Source organism: Thalassoglobus sp., from assembly GCF_048270125.1.
Taxonomy (GTDB): Bacteria; Planctomycetota; Planctomycetia; order Planctomycetales; family Planctomycetaceae; genus Thalassoglobus.
The window spans coordinates 179,590-197,675 of record NZ_JBLWTN010000007.1 but is presented as its reverse complement, the minus strand read 5'-3'; the positions used below and the strand labels follow the sequence as shown (position 1 = coordinate 197,675).

Annotated in this window: 13 protein-coding genes and 1 pseudogene; 6 read left to right on the top strand and 8 right to left on the bottom strand. The window is 50.2% G+C overall.

Translation table 11 applies throughout. The features are described 5' to 3' along the window. Positions 1–149: 149 nt before the first annotated feature. The 6 genes from ACN0YR_RS10985 to ACN0YR_RS10960 all read right to left on the bottom strand — a co-directional run bounded on the left by ACN0YR_RS10985 (position 150) and on the right by ACN0YR_RS10960 (position 9,708). Positions 150–2,960, bottom strand: coding sequence for a hypothetical protein (locus ACN0YR_RS10985; RefSeq protein WP_417849262.1), 2,811 nt, complete (start codon positions 2,958–2,960; stop codon positions 150–152). Further along, positions 2,957–5,674 (bottom strand): hypothetical protein, encoded by a 2,718-nt coding sequence (locus ACN0YR_RS10980; RefSeq protein ID WP_417849261.1) that lies wholly within the window; start codon positions 5,672–5,674, stop codon positions 2,957–2,959. Before ACN0YR_RS10980 ends, ACN0YR_RS10985 begins: the two co-directional genes overlap by 4 nt. Continuing rightward, complete coding sequence (locus ACN0YR_RS10975) at positions 5,661–6,395, bottom strand: hypothetical protein (protein ID WP_417849260.1); 735 nt, start codon at positions 6,393–6,395, stop codon at positions 5,661–5,663. Before ACN0YR_RS10975 ends, ACN0YR_RS10980 begins: the two co-directional genes overlap by 14 nt. Positions 6,396–6,517: 122 nt before the next feature. Next, positions 6,518–7,693, bottom strand: coding sequence for an AAA family ATPase (locus ACN0YR_RS10970; protein ID WP_417849259.1), 1,176 nt, complete (start codon positions 7,691–7,693; stop codon positions 6,518–6,520). Between the two features lie 5 nt (positions 7,694–7,698). Then, a complete protein-coding gene (locus ACN0YR_RS10965; protein ID WP_417849258.1) occupies positions 7,699–8,343 on the bottom strand; it encodes a hypothetical protein in 645 nt (214 codons plus the stop codon). A gap of 231 nt (positions 8,344–8,574) precedes the next feature. Then, entirely contained in the window at positions 8,575–9,708 is a 1,134-nt protein-coding gene (locus ACN0YR_RS10960) for a right-handed parallel beta-helix repeat-containing protein (RefSeq protein ID WP_417849257.1), read from the bottom strand. A 464-nt stretch (positions 9,709–10,172) separates the two neighbouring features. On the opposite strand from ACN0YR_RS10960, the gene ACN0YR_RS10955 reads away from it, so the two are divergent. The 3 genes from ACN0YR_RS10955 (at position 10,173) to ACN0YR_RS10945 (ending at position 13,450) form a co-directional block, all read left to right on the top strand. Continuing rightward, complete coding sequence (locus tag ACN0YR_RS10955) at positions 10,173–10,847, top strand: hypothetical protein (RefSeq protein ID WP_417849256.1); 675 nt, start codon at positions 10,173–10,175, stop codon at positions 10,845–10,847. A 150-nt stretch (positions 10,848–10,997) separates the two neighbouring features. After that, entirely contained in the window at positions 10,998–12,539 is a 1,542-nt protein-coding gene (locus tag ACN0YR_RS10950; RefSeq protein WP_417849255.1) for an ATPase, read from the top strand. Beyond that, positions 12,536–13,450 carry a tetratricopeptide repeat protein gene (locus tag ACN0YR_RS10945; RefSeq protein ID WP_417849254.1) on the top strand — a complete coding sequence of 305 codons (915 nt, stop codon included), beginning with the start codon at positions 12,536–12,538 and terminating at the stop codon, positions 13,448–13,450. The genes ACN0YR_RS10950 and ACN0YR_RS10945 overlap by 4 nt, the downstream gene beginning before the upstream one ends. A gap of 311 nt (positions 13,451–13,761) precedes the next feature. Here ACN0YR_RS10945 and gnd read toward each other — a convergent pair whose 3' ends face one another. Continuing rightward, positions 13,762–15,228, bottom strand: a complete 1,467-nt coding sequence (gene gnd / locus ACN0YR_RS10940; protein ID WP_417849253.1) for a decarboxylating NADP(+)-dependent phosphogluconate dehydrogenase — start codon at positions 15,226–15,228, stop codon at positions 13,762–13,764. A 358-nt stretch (positions 15,229–15,586) separates the two neighbouring features. Between gnd and ACN0YR_RS10935 the strand changes: the two genes are divergently transcribed. The 3 genes and pseudogenes from ACN0YR_RS10935 (at position 15,587) to ACN0YR_RS10925 (ending at position 17,725) form a co-directional block, all read left to right on the top strand. Next, positions 15,587–16,141: a TadE/TadG family type IV pilus assembly protein gene (locus ACN0YR_RS10935; protein ID WP_417849252.1), complete on the top strand. Its 555-nt coding sequence runs from the start codon at positions 15,587–15,589 to the stop codon at positions 16,139–16,141. A 66-nt stretch (positions 16,142–16,207) separates the two neighbouring features. Beyond that, positions 16,208–16,420 (top strand): annotated as a pseudogene (locus tag ACN0YR_RS10930) (hypothetical protein); the annotation flags it as partial. Then, positions 16,421–17,725 carry a hypothetical protein gene (locus ACN0YR_RS10925; protein WP_417849345.1) on the top strand — a complete coding sequence of 435 codons (1,305 nt, stop codon included), beginning with the start codon at positions 16,421–16,423 and terminating at the stop codon, positions 17,723–17,725. A gap of 57 nt (positions 17,726–17,782) precedes the next feature. On the opposite strand, the gene ACN0YR_RS10920 is transcribed toward ACN0YR_RS10925, so the two are convergent. Continuing rightward, a complete protein-coding gene (locus tag ACN0YR_RS10920) occupies positions 17,783–18,064 on the bottom strand; it encodes a DUF427 domain-containing protein (RefSeq protein WP_417849251.1) in 282 nt (93 codons plus the stop codon). Positions 18,065–18,086: the final 22 nt, after the last annotated feature.

Here is an 18,086-nt window from a genome sequence, read left to right as displayed (position 1 = left end):
CCTGCTGCTGGTGTCTCGTATTAGCTTTTGACTCGCCGGTGAGTTCTTCCACCTTATCTACGGAAGAATGAGGCAAACCTTTCAGCCAGATCGAAACAATCTTCAAGAAAGTTTTGAATGGTGACAGTGCAGAGAAACGATCAATATGCTCAGGATTCTTGGAGCGTATATTGCACGAGTTCGCCTGCGGTTGTACAGACAATGATTTTGTCCGGATCAGGATGTCGCAGTATCTGGGCAGGCTTGTGAGTGATGCCGTAAATGTATCCCAGGAACTCCAACTCACGCGATTTCATCGAGTACACATGCCACTCCCCACTGGCAAAGATGATCAGCTTTCCGTTTCGAAGAAAAATGCCATCCGGCTGAGACAGATTCTTCGGGAGCGGTTCAACATGTGGCTCGTTAATGGAACTTGGCCAGCAGACAGCTCCTCCATTTTCAAAAAGAACTCCGACTCGCGAAAGTGTCTGGGAGAGACTTCCGACAAGCCGCAGAATCGGTTGGTCAAATTCGATCGTTCGTGTTCGTCCACTTTGTGTCATTTGCAATAACGATGATCCCAAAGCGACATAAACACTGTTTTCCTTTGCCAGCATCGGAATTCCAACCGCCGGATCGAAACGCCAGTCATGCGGAGGTTCAAGTTGATGATTCGTGACAGGAAGGCCAGTACTGTTAAATCCTTTGAGTGCCAGTGACGGGACTTCGACCGCCCAGAGCACCCCTGAGCTTCCCGCGATATTGACCGTTTCATCGGTCAACCAGGCTGGCGTCCCGGCGGTCATTTTTTCAGTGCTTCCCGGGACGTAGACCCCAGTTGATCCCAACTCGTAGTCAGCATGGATGACGTGGATAGTATTTTGCTGTGGCATGACCGCAATTTGAGAAAAATGTTCGTGATCTCCCCGGCCCACTCGATCCAAAGTATCTGTACGAAAGGAGACCTCATCCCCCCATCCGTTCACCGTATATTCAATTAACGATCCATTTGAAATCAGCGTCCCGACGACGATCACTGGTTCAAACTGATACCCTTCACCGAGTGCTATCAGAGTTTGTCCCGACTGTGCGAACTTTTCCCACTCCCGAACAGGAGCATTGATTTTTTGCGAACTTGTTTCAGTTGCTGTCCAAGCTTTTTTACGAGTCTTTCGCGAGCCACGTCGCAAGTATTGAGGACGATTCTGTTTCAAGTATCGTGCCGTGTCCCGTTTGAGGAGACGGTCTTCAGGCGCTAGTTTTTCCAGCAGGCCGAGTAGCTGTCGAGCTGATTGAGGTTCTGACTGAATCGTACGTGAAACGAGTACCCGCGAGGCATCGGCTGCCTGGACCTGTAATTTTGCATCGGGAGAATTGCGAACGACTGTTCCCAATGCCGACACGATGGCAACAGCTCGCCCCTGGGAAAAACGTTGATCGCGCAGTTCCCCGATCAACGAACTTGTCTCGGCGTGTCGACCAAGCCGAGCCTGAATCTCGAACGTCTTCTCCAGACACTCTTTGACCCGCGAAGAACTTTTCCATCCCATTTTAAGTTCACCGAGTGCTGCGTCTGGACTCTCTATTTTCTCATCCAGGATTCTGGCTGCCTCTAAATAATTCCCTGATTCGGAAGCGGACTGAGCGGTTCGACGATAGGCCGCCACTGCCAACTCTTCGTCATGCAACTTGCGATAGAGGTCTCCCACTTTTTCGAACATCGACAGATCGCGATAGATCTTGATCGCATCAGTGAAAAGTCCTCCATTCTCCAGACATTCGGCAGCTTCTTTAGGCCGGTAGAGTTTGTCTCGATAAATGACTGCTGCTTCGCGATAGTGCTTGCCAGCAACCAACACGGAGGCCGCTCCATTAAAATCACCGAGCAATTCAGCGTAGATGTAAGCGGCTCTGCGATGTCGCCCCAAATGAACTTCACGTTCAGCCAATTCACGATACCGATGAAAAAGTTCCTGCTGGACCTCGTAAGGCATGGCCCAGTAATCGGTCGGCCCGCCACCACTTCCGAGAATGTTCATCAAGTTGAAATCAACAAGTCGGCTCATCAAAGAAGCCCCAGCAATTCCCGCCACACCGGTCCCTTCACCTCCCATAGGGATCGCGTACTTGAGCCCCTCGTCTGGAGACTCCTTAAGCATTTTCATCAACTTGTCGATTTCGCGTAGTCGCTTATCGAACAGTTTTGCACTGTTACGCAGGATATCGCTGGCCCAACTTTCCAACTGCCCCGGTGCTTGTGTTCCTCCTGCTCGCTGTCTCGATTTGGGTGCGACTGATTGGATCATCTTCGCTGCCAACGCTGCCGGCGTGAGTGCGAGCCCACCCATCAGACCAGCTACCCCAACTGCTTTCCCCGCAATCCCTTTGGGATTCAGCTTCGAGAGATCCTTTCCTTTCGAACCAATTCCCTGACCAGCTTGCTTGATAATTTCTTCTGGACTCTCAGGCCAAACCGCCTCGATGCTATGTAACCGAGAATTGATTCCAGTTCCGGATTTCGCAGCCGACCAATCGGTCCGGGCAAGTTGCGAAGATGCTACAAGGTCGGCAAGTGTCAGAAGGTCGGCTGCCTCAAAACCAATGAGTCCCCGCTGTGGATGCCAAACAGAAATTCGTTCTGAAACGGAAAGAAGTTCATCAACCTCTCGCTCGGTTACCAGTGGAAACAACGTCGCTTCACATGGAATGAGTAATCGTTTCCCGAACCACCCATAGCCCGCAGCCAAACTGGGAATTCGATGAGCTTCGGCATTCTTGGGAAGGGAGACCAGGACATCCCGCACCCTCAGATCCGTTCCTGAGTGCGGAAGCGGAAAGAGATCGATTTCGTTCAACGAGAGTTCCCAGGCACAGATTTCATTCAGCCAATTCGACGGATTGGAACCTTCGAGAATCACAGCACTCGCGGGGCGTTGGGCTGACTCGCAATATCGAAGCTGGAGTTCAAATGAGTTCATCGTAACGTCCAGACAAACGGTTTGAGGACATTCTCGTAGATCGTTTCTGCAGGGACTTTTTCACATCCGTCGATGTGAAAGTAATCATCACCGAAACAGGTTCCATCCGCACACCAGCCGGAGACGTGAGGATCATACAGCACGAGTGAAAGCTCCGGGATGGAGTTATCACTACTTCGCAGGTGCAACATGCCGCGAGAATCAAGGATGGCGAGGCTCCCGTCATTCCATGTCGCCTGCTTGAGCTGAAACCGCCCCTCAAAACTTCCTTTGAACGGTTCAAAATTCTGATTGAGCATCGGAAGGAGTTCCTTTGCGGGTTGAAGCTCCATTCGCTCTTTTTTAGAACTGAGTCCGATCCTGTAGGGGAATCCTTTGGCATTCCGGAAGATGATCTCCCCGCTACTAACTCCAACGTTAGAGAGTTTCACACGGAGTGAACGCTGTTGCAACGATTGTAGTGCGTATCGCACAAAATACTGACCAGGAACCGCACGAACAGTGTCGACGTGATTGCCAGCAATTGAAACAACTTCACACTGATAAGGATCTGCTGGATTACTTAGCACGAACTGACTGCCATCGAGCGAGACCTCGCTGACCGTAGGAGGATACGTCAAAGATTGTCGTCCCTTTTCAAACTTGTCCGGAGGAATGAAATAGTCTCCATCGTCAAAAAGAAACACCGGCCCATTCGCAGCTTCTGAATCAAAGATTCTCTGCGGAATTCTTTTGTCTTCGATATCAAATAAATTCTCAATACGCGGAGAGATGCCGTCGTAACTGAGGGCGCCAATAAAGCTATTGCGTACAAGAAAAAACCGCGAGCTAATCCAGGTCATATCATGAACCGGAAACGTCTTGCGTTTTGCGCCATCAGTTCCGTGAAAGAAATGGACGACGTCGGGAAAAATCAGCATCACCATGCCAGCATGAATCGCAACATCAAGTAATCCGTTTCGTGGACAATCAAGAGGAAATCTCTGGCATTCTAAAGTTCTGGTCTCAAACCAGATCAGGCAGCGGTTGTGATTGTCTTTGTGACCAATCACGGCGTAAACAATTTCAGAGTCAATCTTGACGCATAGGAATTCCCCCGGCGGAACCTCTGCCAAGAGTTGTCTGGCTCCTCGATTTCTCACATCCCACCACATGAGACGGCGATCATGAGTTATCGCCAACACAACTGATGGTTCGCCCGTTGCAGGGGAAGTGATTTCAACAATCCGCTTTGGGTCAACGCTGTGTGACAACCTGAGTGGATTTTTCTTGAGCCGCATCAACGCTGGCAAATCGTGAGCCAGACTTTCATCGATCAGCGAATTCTCAACTTGTTTCGACTCTTTCGGGAAGAGAATATCTAAGTCCAGTAATGCTTCACGGACAAGCCGTTCTCCACGCGGGCTGTACGAAAACATCCGAAACCGACCACGACGATTGACCGTTGCGACGTAATAAGACTCGGGACAGTTTTCCCGTAACTTGCTGCGAAATTCTTCGTCAGCGAAGACATCTTCTCCGAGAACGTAAACGACTTCGTCTTGTGAAGAGTCGATTTCCCTACGAAACAAGGGAAGTGAGTCCCCCGGATGGACATCTAATTCGAGATCAGAGAGATGTTTCATCAATCCATCACGTGTTGTGAAATCAACAGACGTCACATCCGCTCCTCGCGCGCGAAACATCTGACAATCATTGTCGATAATGGCTGCCAGCGAGAGTGCGACACTCGTTGAGAAGAGACGCGGCACACCCCACATTCTCAACCCGACATCAAGAAAAATCATACGTCGTTGCGGAGGATTGGAAACGGCTGCTTCCCGCCTTAAAAATAACGCTTCCTTCAATGCGACACGCGTCATCAAAATGTCGTCATCATTGGCTAGTTCGCTGATGAGCAACCGATCAAGCGGCCCACGATTCGAAATATCCGAGACCCCGCCAAGCGGTAAGTCATCTTCGTCCTGAACCTGCTTCGGCAGATGCACCACTGCCATCAACTGACGTGTGAGCTTCGCCAGTCCAGCCAGTTCTTCATCATTTTCCAGTTGCTCTAAGAACGTCCTGAAACTGAATTTCGGCAGCGTTTCAAGTTCTTCAATTTCTGGAACAGGCAGGGGGGCTTGAGCGAGACTTGTCTCAATGCGAAAACGAAGCGTCTCCTCAGTGACCCACACGATCCCATCGCACAGGCCACGTAATTCGCGAATCCAGTCACCTGTCGACTTGATGTATTCAAAGTTGTGGTTCAGTTCATAAGGAAATCCCTGGACGACCTCATCAATCACGGCATCTGAGAGTTCCGGAGTCGCGCGAAGCTTGTGCTTCTCCAAAACCAGAGCGATCAGTTCCGATTTGGCTTCCGTTGATGATTTCAATTCGGGTGGTAAGTTTGAAATTCGCTCCAGCGCCGTCAGCGTTTCAGACCATTGGGCCGATCTCATTTTCGACCCCGCTCCCATCGCATTGGTCAGCAATTGGATCTGTGAAGTATCAGGCCCCCACGAACTGCGCAGGACCGCCAGCATCAATACGATCATGTCAAACGGGGCGAAGCCATCGGCTTGCAATCGCCTCAAACAGGCGAGCACCTCTTCACGAAAGGCGATTGTCGAACCGTCGATCCATTCAATTTCTTTCCCCGACTTCGACCATCTCCAGAATGACGAATCCGCTGACGTCAGGTATTGTTGCGCCAATTCAATTTGAGACATCAACACTTCCCCCCAACGCGTCAAACGTCGACTGCAAAGCAGAACGTCCGCAGGCGACAAACTGATCCGATGAGATCAGTTGTTGGCCTTCGTCGCTCCACAAGCAGAGGTCCCCCTCCTCCAATCCCCATCTTTCGGCGAGCATCGTTGTTGAGAGAGCAGGGGAACAGGCCCGACCGGCGGCGATCGCAATTCCGTCCCGCTCGACGAAAAACTCCCCGCGAATCGACGGAAGTGGAGTCCCACATACAATGGTGGTTCCATCCAATCGAGTCGCAAACCGTAAAGGGGTTAAGCGAATCAACGGAGCGGTCTGCCCCCACTGATACAACGTGTGAAATGGAACCAGTAAAACATTCGCAGCTTGTTCATCGTGAGAAACAACAAGTTTCAATTGAGCTTGTTCAGCAACCTTTTCAGCAAAGAGAGTGACAGGCAAAGAAGGGGAGATCGCCACTCGGATCGGGCTCCAAACCCCAGCGGGCAACACACCGTGCGGGACTCGCAAATCGATCGGAACAAGCTGACCGTCTTCTAAAACTCGAAATAATTCACCATCTGGCAGTGTGCGTAATTTGAGTTGCAATTCACCGGAGAGCGTGGAACCGCGCAACCACCAGCTTGTTTCGGTTTCTAAAATTTCAATGCCTGGAATGAGACGTAACCGCCCGAGTGCCGCTTCGCAGTTTTTCGAGATTCGGGCAGCCCACACTGGTTTCATAGCTTCTTGTCGATTGAAGTGAATCGATATCTGTCATCAAACCTCGTCAGCCACTTGAAGTGTCCGAGGAGGTCATGTCTCGAATTGGTGTTCGGGTTCTGCCTCGTGGAGAGAAAGCCGCACTAAGCAAGTCGATCCCAAATTGTTTTTAAACGGTCTTTCAAAAACGTCTTCGTCTGCTCGCTATCTATCCACTCACAACGACTGGACAGTACTGCCAATTGATCTTGCACATAGGATCGATCCGCTGCTCCTAATTCCTGTTCGAGCCGTCGTTCGATCCGGTCGAGATCGAATGCCAACGCTTCGGCGTCCGGAGCTTGGCTCGACTTTGACCTTGGATGAGGTGAATCGCTGACCTCACCGGCGGCGCGGTTGATCGCCTCGCTGACCAGTGTCGTCAGAACTTCCTGCTGTTCTTCTGTTTCCCAGGTGTAGCGGAGGATCCACAAGTCTGACGGGTTCGCAACCATTCGCCCGCACAATAAAGCACTCGCTGCGAGTAATCGTTGAAACTTCACAGCTCGCCGATCCGAGACTGTCACGCCGGCGTGTCGCAAACGCTGAATCAATTCCACGTACGACTGCCGAACTGTCGAGACATCCACCTGATTGACAGCGGCCTGAATCAACCGAATATCGTCGACGCTCACGGTCTCGTTGGCATGATCACTATTTGCAAGTCCATTACTGTCCGCTCGCTGTTGTTCGAGCGCCCACCCAGCCGCGATGACGTCTTGCAGTTGCTCTTGCGGGACGTTGTCGCACACGACTCGCAACAGGAACCGATCAAACAATGCTCGAAGCGCTTCATCTTCCGGGAGTTGATTACTCGCTCCAACGACCATCAGCATCGGCATATGAATCGTTTCACGTCCGCGGCGAAAAATGCGTTCGTTCAGGGCCATCAATAAACTATTCAGTACAGCACTATTTGCATTCAACAATTCATCCAGAAAGATCAGGTCCGCTTCGGGGAGCATCCCCTCTTTATTGGTGATCAGTTCTCCGTCGCGGAGTTTACGGATATCGAACGGCCCGAAAAGCTCGTTCGGTTCGGTGAATCGAGTGAGCAAATAGTCAAACGACTTTCCCTGAATACGGGCAGCGAGCGCATTCACCAACGCACTCTTCGCAGTCCCAGGTGGCCCCATGAGAAACAGATTCTCACGCCCCACCAGTGAAACCGCCAATAAATCGATGATTTCATCCTTGCCAACAAACGCCCGCTTCATCGGCGTCAGCACATTGTCAGTGAGCAACTGTGCTTTCTCAATGGCCTGCTGCCCAGAATTCATATCACTCACGTTTTGTCAGTTTCGTTTTGGAAGGTTGTAAGCAAACACTCGGAGAGCTTTGGGGAAAGCTGTGGATTCGCTCCAATTGCGGCTCGCACATCGTTTCGAATTTCAGGATGTGATAGCCGGGCGATATCACCAGCCGCAATGATCCGGTCCACGTACAAAATCCGCAAGCTTCGGCAATCAAGAATTGCTTGTATCTCTGGTTCCGTAGAGAGTGCAATCCCGACGGACGACAACGGCCAATTCGTTGCAAGATTCGTAAGCCTCTCAGTCAGCGGAGCGTTAACTTCTGCGGAACGCGAGAGACGCAGCAGATCCGGAAGAAACCGAAACACGAGATCAACGGAATAAAGAGCGCCGGCAGTTGGAGCAGGAGGTGCATCAAAATGGAACTCAACTTTACTCTGGTCAAGATGCTGATACGCAATCCGTTGTGCGATCAGATAAAACTGTTCGACACTCCACGACACAGCATCTTGAGCAACATCGGGCGGAGTATGGGCCAGCGTTTGCCGAAAGTCTGGCTCGAATTCGACGACAACTTCAACACCTCGGCGGATGTCGACCAGCGTTGGACGCTGATCCGTTTGCAGAACCAACCGACCATCTTCAAAAAGCTGCTGAATTACATTCGCCACAGACATTCCGCGCTCATCCCATCGTCATCACACAATTCTTATCAGCCTCCCTCATCAACCTCTGTTGATTGACAAAAGAATAACGAATTTGTTCGCGCTGACGAGAATGTCTCAGAGAGAATCTCCCTCAGAAGAACTCTTTCTGGTTTCCTGCATCTCGTGGCGAGCAGGCTATGAAGTCATGAAAATGAATTTCACGCAGACGACAAGCATGGAAAATGCTCTGGTTGATGCCGCTTACAAATCACCTATCGAATGTTTCTTCCACACTTTGGAGATTGTCGCTGAGTCCTTGAGCCCCATCGCTTTGGCTTGATCGCTAGTGACCGAGAAGTCGCCTGCTTCGGGGTTGTGAATTTCTGGGTTTAGTCGCAGAGTTGATTCTGGTGCAACGATGTCTTTGAGGTCGGTCTCGTTGTCCCAGAAGCAGTTCGCCCCCAGCTTCAATGTGTTTCGACCTTCATCTTTGAAGAGAACGAAACCGTGAACGTTGCCGACGAAGATGTTATTTTTCACATTGAGAGGACATGAGGAGCGTGAATCGACCCCGGAATATTCGTTGCCGGAGAAGATGTTGTTTTCGATCACGACTTCAGACCCGCCAAACGCACTGATGCCGGTTCCGTTTCCAGATATGACATTATTATGAACGCGACCTCGTGCAGCTTTGTTGCCAAGATACACTCCGCGATTTTTGTTCTTCAGAATTAAGTTATCGTGAAAATCTATTTTCCCACCGGAACTGCGCAACCCGTGGAATTTCGATCCAGTGATCAAAGTGCGTGCAACTTCGAGTGTCGATCCTGAAAAAACTGACGCACCACAATGACCGGGATTCAGAATTTGGCAATCAGCGATGGTCATTTCAGCTCCGCCCACACAATTGACAGTAAATTCAAATCCTTCGAAGCGGCAATCTTCGACCTTCACGTTCGAGAAGCCGGTCCCGAGCAGAGCGGTGGGGCAACGCTTTTCATTCCCGCTGGCGATCACTTTGCAGTTTTTGAAAATCACCTGACAATCTTGAATCCACACAGCAGCTGGCTCCATGCCTCGCCCCTGGCTGGTTGCAAGTTGCCATTTGATGGTGATTCCATCAATCACGACGGGACCTTTCCCGGAAATACGCAGGGCAGGGCGATCGGCAGTCACGTTGAGGAGAACTTCCTTGCCAGACTCAGCTTTCAGTGTGAGCGGTTTTTGAATGGTCAGCGGTGAGTCGAGTTGTCGCTCAGTGATCGTAAGCACGTCATTGTCCGCAGAGGTATCAATTTTCGATTGTAAATCGTTTGCGACCGCGACATTGGCAGTCAGGCACAATAATCCAATGACCAAACAAGTTCCGAGCACCGTGCATTTCAGCTTCTGCATGATTCTTCCCGATTCGAAAATTTCTGGTGAACTTTCCTAATTCAACATCGCCAACCGGGGGCACCATTGAAGCGTGCAGCTCAAAGCCCCAGTTATTTGGGTGGCGTCACCTGGAGCAGAAGCTCACGCGACTTGAATGAATTTTGTAATTTTTCTTGAAAATGCAGAGTCAACCGGAAGCTCACCAATTCGTCGTCAGCAACTCAAATCAGGCAACTCCTGCTTGTCGATTCTATCGATTCATCCAGTCAAATCAGAATTGTCATCACGACCGGCGTGATTTGCGACCGATAAAGAATGTGGATGGCGGCATGCCATCTTTCTCGTGGTACTCCACTTGATTCGACTCCTTTCACGACATTCGCTGGCAGACATTTCTGTTTGTTCCTGGCGTCGTCAACATGGTCAATCAGCGCGTGGCGGTACTGTTTACGGATTGAAACTGCAACTGGGGGGATGGCAGGATGATTCGCCTATCTTGGATCGCTTGTCTTTTGACGATGCTTTGTGCATCAAGCAACGCATCGGCTGGATGGCCGTTCTTTAGTGAAGACGGACTTCGTCGAGGGACACCTGAGTACTATGAAGCTCGTGCTGGTGATCCTCCGGGAGCGCGTCAGAAATATCGATATGGAAAGTTGTGGCCGGTTCGTGCGCGTCCGGTCGGCCCAAGCCAGACACTTGTTCACCGATATCACACAGCTCATTACTGGCCACACCCGTATCAGTGCCAGGACCGGGCATCAGTCATGGCGTTTCGTGATATCCAGCTTCATAACGGCTGGGTCACGGCAACGACGTTCTACGAATATCACTTTGATGAAGAGACTAACCAACTCAACAGTGCTGGAATCAAGCACTTGTCATGGTTGATGTCTCATGTGCCAGAACAGCACCGTCAAGCTCATGTTTCCGTCGCCTCAACGGATGATGCGAACAATGCTCGCATTTTAAGCGTTGAGAAAGCGATCGCTTCAGCTGCCAACCAACAGTCGATCCCAGTTCTTCCGCGTGTTACCGATCCACTGGGTCGTCCCGCAGTGGAAGTTCAGCGCATCTTGCAAAGTGCTAACGAAGGAGCATTGCCTCCTGTGATTCAGTACTCCGGTGCCGGATCTGCGGAAGGTGGCGGCGGCTAACGGCTGTTCGTTTGATTTTCACGAAGTTCTGGCCCGGATTTTCCCGGTCAGAACTTCTTTCGCATTCAAGACCTGTTCTGTCTCAATGAACGACAGTTTGCGACCCCAAGCTGTTGGACGAACTGATCTCTTATCGCGGACTTGCTCAACATGTCTTCTTTCTCAGACCAACATCCTGCTGAGGAACCTTCCCTGAATCCACCTGCGCCTGAAGAAATTTACTCAGGTGATGCGGTTGATGTTCCGGATGAACTGTACGAACGCATCATTCAACAAGTCCAGCAAATATGTCAGTCGGTCGATGAACAAGTGACATCGGGAAAGAAAGCGACTTCAACGACTCTGTCAGCTGACGAAATGCCTCAGCAACCGAGACCGCCGCGTGTCCCGGAATCGCTTGAAGAGTCAGGATTGAATCTGCATCAACTTTCAGGATTGATCCTGAAACTGGCCTATCTCAACGGCTCTATGAACGGTTTCGAATTCGCAAAACAATTGCGTCTGCCGTTTGGGGTTGTTGATGACGGTTTAGCGTTTTTGAAAGCTGAACGATCACTCGAAGTCAGTTCGGGCGAATTGGCCGGCCGATTGAGTTACCGATTTCTGCTAACGGAGCAGGGCCGCAAGCGGGCCCGGGAAGCATTCGAAGAGTGTCGGTACGTTGGCCCCGCACCGGTTTCATTAAGCGATTACACTCAACAGTGTCGTGAACAATCGACACGAAGTGTCCCTCTCACTGCTGATGAAATTCGTAACGCCTTTCGGAAGTTAGTCGTCGACGATGCTCTCATTGCACGCTTGGGTCCCGCGATTCTCAGCGGGCAATCGATCTTCCTTTTTGGAACTCCAGGAAACGGAAAAACCGTTCTGGCAAAGGCAATAGGGGCGTTGATGAATGAATGTGGGGGTGAAATTTATGTCCCCTACGCAGTCTCAGTGGATCGCCACTTGATAACGGTCTTCGATCCGAGTTTACACCAGACTGTGACTACCCCGGAGACAACCAAACCAGAAAGTACTGGGCTCGAGTCTCACTTCGCTTCGGAACCAGAATTCGATCAGCGCTGGAGGAAAATCAAACGTCCAGTCGTCATCGCTGGAGGCGAGCTCAGTTTAGACATGCTCGATCTGAAGTATCATACTCATAGTGGATACTACACAGCTCCGCTACATCTGAAATCCAATGGTGGAGTCTTTCTGCTCGACGATTTCGGTCGTCAACTTGTTGAGCCCTCGGAGTTACTCAATCGGTGGATTCTGCCACTTGAAGAGCAGTCTGATTTCTTAACACTCGAAACCGGGAAAAAGTTTTCGGTTCCGTTCGAACAGTTGATGATCTTCTCAACCAATCTTTCACCGAAAGATCTCGTCGACGAAGCATTTTTACGCAGAATACGTCACAAAATTCCGATCAAGGCTCCTACTGAAAAGCAGTTCCGAGAGATCTTCCGCCTGAGCTGTGAACAAAGAGGGCTCACGTATGACGACTGGATTGTTACCCAGCTTCTCAACAAACACTACAACAAGCAGAGATTACCTAAATCAAGCGATCCACGCGATTTGCTTGACATTGTTCAATCAATCTGCCGATTTAGAGAACAGAGGTTTCATTTAAGCGAGGAACTTCTGGCTGAAGCTTGGCAAGAATGCCATGGTGGATTGGAAATTTGCGAATCAGGAGAAGCCCGTTGAGACGGTCACCCCTCGGAAAATTTGTATTACTTAGTAGTTGCCTGCTGGGTCTACTTTTCTCCGGATGTATTACGATTTCCAAACCGGCTGCTTTTTCCAAATCGGAAAAGAAGTCGAATATGAAACAGGTTTCGTACGAAGAAACGATCCCTGAGACTCCACCCGATCCTGAAAATCCTGAAGAGCTGAAACTTGCTTATGCCAAGTGGATGGAAGACATCAATCAGGTTGGGGAAGCCCGAAAACATTACGCCGCTGTCGCAAAAAAAGAGCCCGACAACATCGACGCGATCCTCGGTCTCGCCCGTTTAGACCAGGTAGCTGGGCAATATGCAGAAGCTGAGCAAAAATACAAACGTGCTCTTCGCCTTTCACCGGAATCGACCGCTGCCAAGCATGGCCTCGGACAGTTCTATGCATCACAAGAACGCTGGCACGAAGCATTAGAGCCTTTGACAGCAGCCATGCTCTCTGAGCCGGACAAGATTGGCTATCGATACCAATTGGCGGTCGCGTTAGTCCATTCTGGTGATGTCGAATCCGCACTCCCGCACTTCATTCGAACCGTGGGGGATGCAGAAGGGCACTACAACGTCGGCCTGATTCTTCACGAAGAGGGTGACCTCGAGAATGCTGAGAAACACTTCCTGTTGGCTGTCACCAAGAAGCCTCAGCTTGAGCAGGCACAGAAGTGGCTCGCCAAACTGCAAACAGAACGAAGTGCCGGAGTTGCCGAGGCTGCAGGCCAACCTGCCCCGCAAGAGGTTCCTTCACAAATCATTCCAGTACAACACAGCACAACACAACCTAAGCACTCGTTTGCCACTCAGCCCGGCATGACAACTCTCAAACCGTTGACATCACAACAACAAGAGCAATTGAATAACCAGCAACCCACCGCTGGCCGATAGAGCCTTATTGAAAATGATGCTCGCATTCTGCCTTGAGGTGATCCGTAACTCCTCTCATCAATGTGACGCGCAGGAGTACACCAAAGACAAAAAATGCAATGGAGCAGGAGAGTTTCGTACTCGATGCCCCGGCAAATTCTATCGACTTGCTTGAATCGCTCATAAAAAAACAGCTCTCGAAGTGTGACTTCGAGAGCTGTTTCGTTTTTCCAGGGCTCATCCAATGCTGGTCTTAACTTCCAGCCTGGTGGCGAGATGCCCATGAAGTCTTGAATGCGAACTTCACGGGCACGGCAAGCATTGAAAATGCTCTATGTTAGATTCCGTTCGCGAATCCAGTCGGTGTGGAACGTTTCACCACGTTCTTTATCGACACGCTCGTAGGTGTGAGCACCGAAGTAGTCACGTTGAGCCTGAAGCAGATTCGCTGGGAGTCGGTCTCGGCGATAGCCATCGTAATATGTAAGTGCCGCGCCGAAGCCAGGAACCGGCAATCCAAGGTTGACGGCTGTTGAAACAACACGTCGCCAGGCAGGTTGAGCTTTGTCGATAGCTGTCTTGAAGAAGTCATCCAAGAGCAGGTTTTCGAGTTCTGGATTCTTGTCGAAGGCCTTCTTAATGTCTTCCAGGAAGACGGACCGAATGATACATCCACCGCGCCAGAGCAGGGCGATATTCCCGTTGTTCAGCTTCCAGCCGAATTCTTCAGCAGCGGCGTCCAGTTGAACATATCCCTGGGCGTAGCTGACAAGTTTCGAAGCGTAGAGCGCTTGTCGAACATCTTCGATAAACTGATCGCGATCACCTTCAAACTTTGTATCCGGTCCACTGAGCACTTTGGATGCACGGACACGGGCGTCTTTTTGACCGGAAAGGCAACGAGCGTAAACAGCTTCAGTAATGAGGGTCGTCGGGACACCAAGATCGAGAGCGTGTTGCCCCATCCATTTCCCGGTCCCTTTTTGCTTGGCAGTATCAAGGATCTGATCCACCAGATCATTTCCAGATTCTTCATCTTTGACTGTGAAGATGTCGCGAGTGATCTCAATCAAATAGCTCGCCAACTCTCCTTCGTTCCATTCTTTGAAGACCTGATACAGCTCGTCGTTGGTCAACCCCAGAGCGTGCTTCAGAATGAAATACGCTTCGCAGATCAGCTGCATATCTCCGTATTCAATTCCGTTGTGAACCATCTTGACGTAGTGCCCAGCACCATCTTCCCCAACCCATTCGCAGCAGGGAATATCGTCGTTTGGACCGACTTTGGCTGAGATCGACTGCAGGATTTCCTTCACGTGAGGCCATGCGTCGGCGTGTCCACCAGGCATGATCGACGGTCCCTTGAGAGCCCCCTCTTCGCCACCGGAAACACCTGTCCCGATGAATTGGAAACCAGCTTCGCGAATTTCTTTTGAGCGACGATTCGTGTCGTTGAAGTCACTGTTCCCGCCGTCAATGATAATATCGCCCGGTTCCAGCAACTCCTGGAGTTGCTGGATGACGCCATCGACAGGACCACCCGCTTTGACCATGATCATGACTCGTCGTGGTCGTTTTAGCGACGCCACGAAGTCTTTAATGTCTTCATAACCATTGACACGGTCAATAGTTCCATCCCAAACCTTGTCTTTCGGCTCATCTTTGAGGCCACCGACGAAATCTGTCATCGTTTTCGTCGTTCGATTGTAAACAGCGACCGAAAACCCGTGATTGGCCATGTTGAGTACAAGATTCTGGCCCATCACGGCCAAACCGATCAATCCGATGTCGTTTTGCATGTCTGTTTCTACAGTGTTTCGGTGTCAAAGTGAGAAGAAATAACAGGTCGAACTGTATCGGCTCAGGCTCACGGGGTCGAGTGAATGGAAAATTGATAAGCCATTTTGCATCGAACGGGAATCGAGGAACTCGGCTCCTAAACCTCTGCAAATGGTTGGAAACAAAGATATTTCCAATGATTGACGATCTCAGATCAGCCGGTGAGAAAAAGATGGCATGAAAAAGCAATCAGATCCCTGTTTCAATTGGAATAAGTCTTGCTCTGTACGTTTTTGCTCAGCTACTGTGGTGAGAGTTTGTCAGCGTCTAGCCAATTCTCAGTCCATACCTTGTAAACGTAAAGGTTTGTGAACGACGGTGTTAATCTCCAGAAACGCACATACCTGCTCCGGGAACAGATCCAGACATCGTCAAGCGATTGTAACGCTGGAAACGATTATATGGCTTCCTGTCATCGCAATTCTGCTCGCAGGTGTCATCGAAATGGGTCTCCTCATGACCGGTTCGATGCATGTCGCTGCTGCCAGCCGATTGGGAGCGAAACTCGCTGCAGAGACACCTGGTCTCGACGCTTCGACCACAGCAGCAACAGCCATGGCGATCCGTGGTCCCGTTGACGATTATCTGCAAAACGCCGGATACGGCCCCGATGCAACCGAAGGGGTTCGCTTACAACATAACATCGGGATGACCGGGGGCTCCGAAGCAAGTGGCACTTGTCCAGAGCAAAACACTCCAGCGTTACCAGCGGGGCCAAACATGGCATTCCCAAATCGGCCGAACTCTGTACGAGTTGTCGTTTGTGTGAATGCAACAACAGTTGCACCAAATCTACTAAAAACATTTGGTTTCGACACATCGAACACCAACTTAGAACTTTCAACAACCTACCCCTACGAACGACTGCCCTAGTCGGATTTGTCACTCTCAGACTGACTTTTTGCTTCGCTTTGAATCGATTGATGGATCGGATGAACAATGGGACAACGTATGAGTGCTCCAACCAGACTAATTTGTTCAAATCGTCAGCTTAACAAGAACGAATCTTTGACATCTCAGCGTACTGGAATCATTACTTTCTGGGCAATTGTCTCGATACCGATATTTCTCTGCCTACTCTGTTTCGTGCTTGAAATAGGAAACCTGTGGCTAGGACGAATCCAGTTAAAAAATGCTCTTGAGTCAGGCGCATTGGCTGCTGTTAAGAACTGGGGAGACGCTGGCGGGGGTGATACTCAAATTTCTCGTCAGGTCGGAAATCAATTTACAAATTCAATGCTCGTCAACGGCAGTGCAGTCAATTTAAGCACCATTGACGGAACACTCAATTACAATGCAATGAACGGTGCCAACCAGAACGGAGCTTGCTCTGGTGTGTTCGTGTTTGGTGCAATTATTGACAACGACCCAGCATTTACTTTCGACTCTTGCTCGGCAGCGGGATGTGGACCTCCATTTAATATTGTCATGGATACAAGTGCAAATGGAAATTTAGGGAGTAACCCAAACAATCAATGGGGGATCTCTTTGCAACCAACTCCTCAAACACGGCCAGGCCTTTATGTCACACGCGTCGTGATTAGTTTACCACTAATGCACAATGGTGATGTTCCAGTGTTTGATTTTGGTTCTGACACCCCAGACGTATCAAGCTTTGTTGCCGACAACATTTCCCAAAATAAAGTCGGTTGTAGCGCTGGAAATATTGATTGCGATCCAGTTACCACCGGGACACAAGGAGGAGGTAGTAGCCAAGGTGATGTTTATGGAGTGGACCCGAACCAGATCACCTTTTCTTTGTTGACACCAGGAGCTCAATATGGCGATGACGGAATGGGGGGAAGACTCGAGTGCGTCGCTGTAGGAGTCCCAGCGGGAAACCTATCTGGTAAAATTCTGGCAATCGATTTTTGCAATCCAGATGTAATGGTGGGCTGTGACCCATTCGAAGCGGGCGATCACATTCGGTTTGGAGCCACCGTCACGAACGCTGGCGTCGGAAATTTTGACGGCGACGACATTGGTGACATGAATGCAGAGGTTACAATCTGCTACAGCGATGGATCTTTTCAACAAGGAACCTTTACTGACACAACAGATAACCCAAATGGTGGAGCATTAAATTGCTCTAACGTGACATTTGCGAGTTGGGGTGAATGTTTTCCAGGAGGGCTGAATGGAAGTACCGGTAGACACGGTATGTCAGTTGCGGGACTCGCTCCTGACCAACCCGTCCCACCAGGGTCTGCGGCAAATAACAACGGGCAATCACTCGTTTCATTTAATAGTGCAGCTGGTTCAACTGGAATAGGTTTCGCGGTTCGCGCTCAGGCCACGTACGTCGTCCCAAGTATTTGCAGGAACATCTTCGGGATACCCATCGGTCCATTTAACGTGACAGCTAAAGCAGATGCAATCTACGATTGCACGACCCGTCGCCCTCGTCTCTATCATTTGGACAATAATGAGTTCAACTGCTCCGCTCCTTGCCCTTAGAGCATTCACTCAGCACAGACTTGAATTTAAGGGCGAAACCAGACTCAACCCATTCTACTACTCTACAATCTGGACTCCTCTCCAGAACGCAACGCGTCCAGCGATCTGCTGCGCCTCTTCTTTCGGTTCAGCGTAGTACCAAACCGCATCCGGATTGGTCTTTCCGTTGACTCTTAACGTGAAATAATTCGCAGTCCCCTTCCAGCTGCAAACACTCGTCGTCGAACTTTCCTCGATGAATTCATCGCTGAGTGACTCTCTTGGGAAGTAGTGATTTCCATCGACGACGACGGTGTCGTCCGACTCTGCTACTATTATTTCATTCCAAATTGCTTTCATAACTATCTCATCAGAGCCCTGG